Annotated in this window: 2 protein-coding genes; both read left to right on the top strand. The window is 48.0% G+C overall.

Annotation, left to right across the window (positions count from 1 at the left end; translation table 11 throughout):
- The first annotated feature begins 60 nt into the window (after positions 1-60).
- Complete coding sequence (locus tag A28LD_RS12120; protein WP_083824760.1) at positions 61-3,099, top strand: chitobiase/beta-hexosaminidase C-terminal domain-containing protein; 3,039 nt, start codon at positions 61-63, stop codon at positions 3,097-3,099.
- A gap of 2 nt (positions 3,100-3,101) precedes the next feature.
- A partial coding sequence (locus A28LD_RS01740; protein WP_007419335.1) for an RHS repeat protein occupies positions 3,102-6,629 on the top strand: 3,528 nt, incomplete at its 3' end.

The following is a 6,629-nucleotide window of genomic DNA, read 5'->3' as shown; positions in this document are numbered from 1 at the left end:
ACCCCAAAAACAGGGCTGTTACTACTTGCACTTTTATTATCCACGTTCAGCTTACCTGCAATGTCTGCCATGCAAGGTTTTCCAGAGTGCGATGCAATGTCGATAGGAGGCCCTTGTGCCCCCTTGATGCCCAGCATTTCTCAAGTTGAGCGCTCCGGAACGTCGATTAACTTACAATGGCAAGCCAATTCGAGTTACGACTACTTTCTTTTTGGTAAATCAGTAAATGGAAGTTGGGAGGCAGATCAATCGGTTGTTTATCTTTCGACATCGGTATCGGTTCAGCGTGGAAATAGTTATGCATTTCGGCTAGCCGCTTGTAGTTACATGCATGGGTGTGGCTCTTACACCCACACAAATACCATCCAAGTCCCTTTACTTACAGCACCAGCCATTACTTCTGTGAGCAATTCAGGCCTAACCCTTACCGCGAATTGGGGAAGTTCGGCTGAGGCCACTCGTTATGAAGTGCAGGCTCGAACTAATGGTTCATGGGGCTCGATTATCAATAGAGGAACTACTCGTAATTATAGCCTTGCAGGTATTCGAGGCTCACGATATGCGTTTCGAGTCAGGGCGTGTGATAGCTCAGGCTGCTCTCCTTTCTCTTCAATAAGTTCAGAGGTTGTGATTTTAACACTCGCCACTCCGCAAGCACCAACGATAAGCAATTCCGTCTTTACTGTAACAGCAAATTGGACCAGCATTTCTGGAGCGGCTCGTTATGATGTCCAGGTTCGCACTAACAGCGGGACATGGAGTGGTACAATTAATAAAAACGTAGACCTTAATCATAGTGTAACGGGGGTACGTGGAAATAGTTACTCATTTAGGGTGAGGGCTTGTGATAGCTTCGGTTGTACCGGATACTCGGCTGCAAGTTCCGCCTTTGGGATACCTTCGTTAGCCACCCCGTCGAGACCTTCGGTTACCAATTCAAACCTTTCATTGACTGCAACATGGGGCACCGTAACGGGGGCTAACAATTATGATGTCCAAGTAAGCACCAATGGCTCTTGGGGTACTGCCATCAGTAAAGGTGTAACAACAAACCATACGAATTTGGGCACACGTGGGCGAACTTACGCCTATCGTGTAAGAGCTTGTGATGGTTTTGGTTGCACTAATTACTCTTCTGCAAGCACAGCACTTGCTATACCTTCTCTAGCCGTTGCTCCTAGACCAACTGTTTCTGCTTCGGGCTTTGATTTAACGGCTTCTTGGGGAGCGATAGCCGGAGCTAGTCAATACGAGGTTCAAGTTAGTACCAATGGCACTTGGGCGACCGCTGTTAGCACGGGTCTGACTCCAATATTTGAAATCACAGGTGTGCGGGGCAGCACTTATATTTTCCGTGTGAGTGCTTGCGATGGCTTTGGTTGCACCAGTTATTCAACTGCAAGTATCGCATTTAGTGTCCCAACACTGGCGGTTGCACCGAAACCGACGGTTGTGTCATCAGGGCTTTCGCTTACAACGTCTTGGGGGCCAGTGTCTGGGGCTAGCAAATACGAAATTCAAGTAAGCACGAATGGTGTTTGGTCTGCTGCGGTCAATAAAGGTACGACTCGAACACACACGATTACAGGAGTGCGTGGAAACATATATGCGTATCGAGTTAGAGCTTGTGATAGTTTTGATTGTACTAATTATTCTACAGTAAGTACCGCAATTAATTTACCAACGCTAGGAGCTGCACCTCGACCAGCAGTTTCTTCCTCGGGATTAGAATTAACGGCTTCTTGGGGCGCAGTCTCGGGTGCTAGCGAATACGAAATCCAAGTAAGCACTAATGGAACATGGGGAGAACCTATCAATACCGGTGCGACACCAACATACAAAATCTCCGGCGTACGCGGAAGTACTTATGCTTACCGCGTGAGAGCCTGTGATAGTTTTGGCTGCTCTAATTATTCGACTGTAAGTAATGTGCAAAGCGTGCCGACGCTTGCGGTTGCGCCGAAGCCGACCGTTACATCGTCGGATCTTGCACTTACAGCATCGTGGGGACCAGTAGCGGGCGCTAATTATTATGATATTCAAGTCAGTACGAATGGTACTTGGGCGCAAGCCATCAACACAGGTATAACCCGAACCCATACGATTACGGCTGCGCGAGGGAGTGCTTATGCTTTCCGTGTGAGAGCCTGTGATAGTTTTGGTTGCTCTAATTATTCGACTGTAAGTAACGCATTGAGCGTTCCCACACTTGCCGTACCATCAACACCAACTGTCGTAGTGTCAGGGTTGTCACTGACGGCATCTTGGGGAGTGGTGTCGGGGGCAAGTCGTTATGAAATTCAAGTCGGTACAAACGGCACGTGGGCGGACCCAATCAATACGGGAACAACACGAAGTCACAGTATAACTGGCGCGCGTGGAAGTACCTATACATACAGAGTAATGGCATGTGATAGCTATGGTTGTACCGCATATTCTCCAGTGAGCAATGGAGTAACGCCACCAGACTTAGCGGGACCAGCGGCACTGACAATAATATCGAGTGAGTTGAATGTTGAGCTAAGTTGGGGAGCTGTGGTTGACGCTGAGCGGTATGAAATTCAAATTCATAGTGGTGGAAGCTGGGGCAGTGTGATTAATCGAAGCGCAAATCGAAATTATGCATTCGAAGGAGCCGTTGGAACCAGTTACAAGTTTCGTGTTAGGGCCTGTGATACGCCAACGTGCTCTGCGTTTTCTGAAAGTGGTACAATAACGATTTCACAGCTATCGCCTCCAACTGTCGCTTCTGAAGATACCAGCGGTGGCGGAGCTCGTTTGGTTTCTTTATCCAGCGGGACAAATGGTGCCGTTATTCGATACACCCTTGACGATAGCCCTGTTACAGCAGCATCAGCGGTGTATACGCACCCCTTGATGATAAGAACCGGGATAATCAGGGCGAAAGCATATCATGAAGATTGGGTGGCAAGTGACGAACGGCGGGTTGTACTTTCGTTGAGTGGTGACCCAGATTCAACGGTTATCTTTATCCACGTAGACATACTAGGCAGCGTAATTGGGGAAACAGATAGCGAAGGCAAGTTAATTCGCGTGAAGGAATACAAGCCATTTGGCGAGCGCAAGGAGGAGCAATAATCATGAAATTACGTATCGTTATGTCCGTAGCAAGCCTATCAATGTTAAGTTTATCGGGTCCGGTACATGCCCTCAATGCGAACGCGACGTGTCCTGCGAGCTCGTTAGCGTTACACGCTATCGATCCGTTGTATTCCCCTGCGCCATTACAGCAGATGCAAATGTCGTCTATGTCGACAACAAGTGCGGTAGACAATGGTATACGCCACATGACGGAGCTTGCGCTGTCACGCATGGAAGTCAGTGAGGAAATTACACCTGAGACCACTGCACTTTTCGGTGATAAAGTGGATATGAATACGGGTATTGTCAGCTTTGAACATGTTGATGTAGCGCTGCAGGGGAATTTCGCTCTTCCGGTCGAAATACGTCGAGTGTACAAAGGATCTAAGAGTAACCGATTTAACAGCGCGAGCTTTGGTGATTGGACGTTAGAAGTGCCAAGCATCACAACGACAACACTTCGGTATGTGGATAATGACCTTTCGCACACTCCGTTGTGTAATGTTCCGCAAGAAAGTTATTTGGATACCGGCTATGCCACGATAGAGCGCTCTCAGTATTGGAGTGGGGATTTTCTGCATATCCCAGGGGTGATGAATCAACGTATTTTACAAGAGAAAGAAAATGCCACGGCGCATTCACAATTCTTTGCGGAAAATTGGAAAGTTTTTCCGCTAACTGACAGATATGGCTTTGAGGCTATCTCGCCCGAAGGGACCATATATACATTCGATGTAGTGCGATTAATACCTGCCGGCCAGATACCTATTCAACAAGAAATAGAGCCTCGCATTACAAGCATAGCTGATGCACCGCTTCGCCCTACATACACGATGAATGTGCAGGTGAGTCGTGTGGAAGATAGGCACGGCAACTGGGTCAACTATAATTATGGTAACGCAAGCACTGTCGCGCACAATGGGAACGCTAATTATTTTACCTATTCGAATAAGTTAACCAGCATTACCGCGTCGGATAATCGATCGATACAGATTAATTATGAACAAGGCTTTAATACCGATCGAATAGCCAGCGTAACGCATGATGGTCGTATGTGGGAGTACACCTACGAAGAGGCTTACGATGCGCGTTTACAAGTAAGTAAAGATGTACTTAAAACGGTGAAGCGCCCTGATGGACGGCTTTGGAATTTTGACCTGCAATTTGATTTGTATGGTGGGTACGAAAACAATGGCGCGGGCGTTTTAGATTGTGCCGCCCCATATCCGTTAACCAAAGTGTCAGAAATGACGCACCCGAACGGTGCTAAGTTTACTTTAACCCAGCAAGCAACAAGCTTTGGTCGTACAAACGTGCCCTACACGTCCGATGGTAGTGGTTTTCATCAGAATGTTCCGCGCTGCTTTACCTCGATGGCCATTGTTGAAAAGGAACTGGACTTTAACAATGAGGTTTTGCGTTGGGATTACTCATACTCACAAAACGCGGGTTCACCGAAGCAAACGGCAGGAAGTGCGCCACCCCCTGAAGCATTGCCAGGATTGCCGTTTATCCCTAGTGGTTACACGGATATGCATTTACGCTCCTCGTCCGTAAGTAATCCGGATGGTAGTCGCACCACTCATGTTTTTAATCGAGAGTTCGGGGCTTTAGAAGGCAAAGAAGTACTGACGCTGTATTATGATACGGATAACTCGACACTATTGCGCGCTATTGAACGCGATTACACGCTTGTCTCCAATAATGGTTCAGCGGGGTTCGAATCATGTAAACCACCGCAATACCCTGTGATTAGTATTGGTATATGCGATTCACCGTCGATGTACAGCAAAGTATTTGATAACCCAGCGCAGCATGAAAACCATATCTATCCAAGCGTCATTAAAACAACCGATTATGGTAGCGGCGGCTCTACGGTATTTACGACGGAATACAGCCAATATAATGCGTATGGTAAGCCGTTGGTTGTTAAAGAAGGGAGTACCTTTGGCACGCAATATACGCGTACAACCTATCAACACAATACACAACAATGGGTATTGAATCTCCCTATAGAAACCGAACTATCGAGTAATAATAGCCAGTGGACAACGGTTTCGGAGCGAACCTATCACGCAACGTCATTGTTGCCAAATCTAGAAAAGCGTTTTGGGCAAACGGTGATTAGCGCACAAACCTATCATGCTGATGGCAACCTGCTGCGGCAAACATACAATGCACCGAATCGTTATATCGAATTGCGCGGCTATGAATTTGGCATTCCCACGGATATTCGTGTGCCGAGCCGGTATACCACGTCTGGGTATGAGCAAGCGGTACAAACGGTGAATACGCGTGGATGGGTAGCGGCGATAGAGAATTTCAATGGGGTTACCACAGGGTACGAATACGATGTGATGGGGCGCGTGACGCGCATTGTTCCACAAGGCACCTTTGTGGCAACGGATATTACGTATCAAAACACCGTTGATGATTACTTCGTGCAAACCATCACACGCGGAAGCAGCTATACAAAAACCACGAGAATGGATGGTCTACTTCGCCCGGTCCACATTGAAGAGTCAGCCTCGGGCGCCGATAATCGTGTGATAGAGCAGCAATTCGATGCCTACAACAACCCCGTTTTCGTTTCATATCCAAGCATAAGTTCGGGTGAAAGCGATGGCACTGTGTATGAGTATGATGGCCTGCAGCGGTTAAAGGCGCAGTACTCGAATGTAAGCTTTAGTGGTGAAACTCGGGAGTATTTATCCGGGAATCGCGTGCGTAGCACAAACGCCCGAAATTACAGCACAACCACCACGTTCCGTGCGCTGGGCTCGCCAAGTTATGAGCAGGTTGAACGCATTGTGCAGCCCGAGGGTGTAACCACGAATATAACCTACAACCTGTTTGGGAACCCTACGCAAATTACTCAGGGCGGTGAAACGGAAGTGCGCCGCTATAACGCTCAGCAAAATCTCTGCCGGGTAGTGCGTAACGATGTTGGCCACGCGGTGTACGATTATAACGCATTAGGTGAAGTTACGTGGGAAGCGAAAGGCGCCTCTGGGAGTGGTACTGATTGTGATTTAGCCAGCGTAACGGCGGCACAAAAATCCCACATTACCTATGATAACGTGGGCAGTGTTCGAACCATTAGTTACCCTGATGCAAGCGGCACCATTACGCACACCTATGATGCGCAAGGGAACTTGCTCACGTTGGCCTCGGGAAATAGCACGTGGGCATACACTTACAACACGCTTGGGCAAGTTATGAGCGAAGCGTTGAGTGTAGATGGCCAGCAATTTAATTTCGCCTCTCACTACAATACCTTGGGTCATCTAACAACGCATGTATACCCTTCAGGCCGAGTGGTGAATTACGCCCCGAATGGGTATGGTGAAGCCAGGCAAAGTGGGGGTTATGCGAATAACGTGAGCTACGCACCGAGTGGCCAAGTGGAGAGCTTTGATTACGCCAATGGCTTGAGCTTTAACCAAACCTTGGATAGCCAACGCCGCCCTGAGCTTCGCACCATTAGCGATGTGCAAGCCTTGTTCTCGCATAGTTACCAGTATGAT

It is taken from the genome of Idiomarina sp. A28L (genome assembly GCF_000218785.1).
In the GTDB taxonomy this organism is placed as follows: Bacteria; Pseudomonadota; Gammaproteobacteria; order Enterobacterales; family Alteromonadaceae; genus Aliidiomarina.
This window is presented reverse-complemented; position numbering and strand designations above follow the sequence as displayed.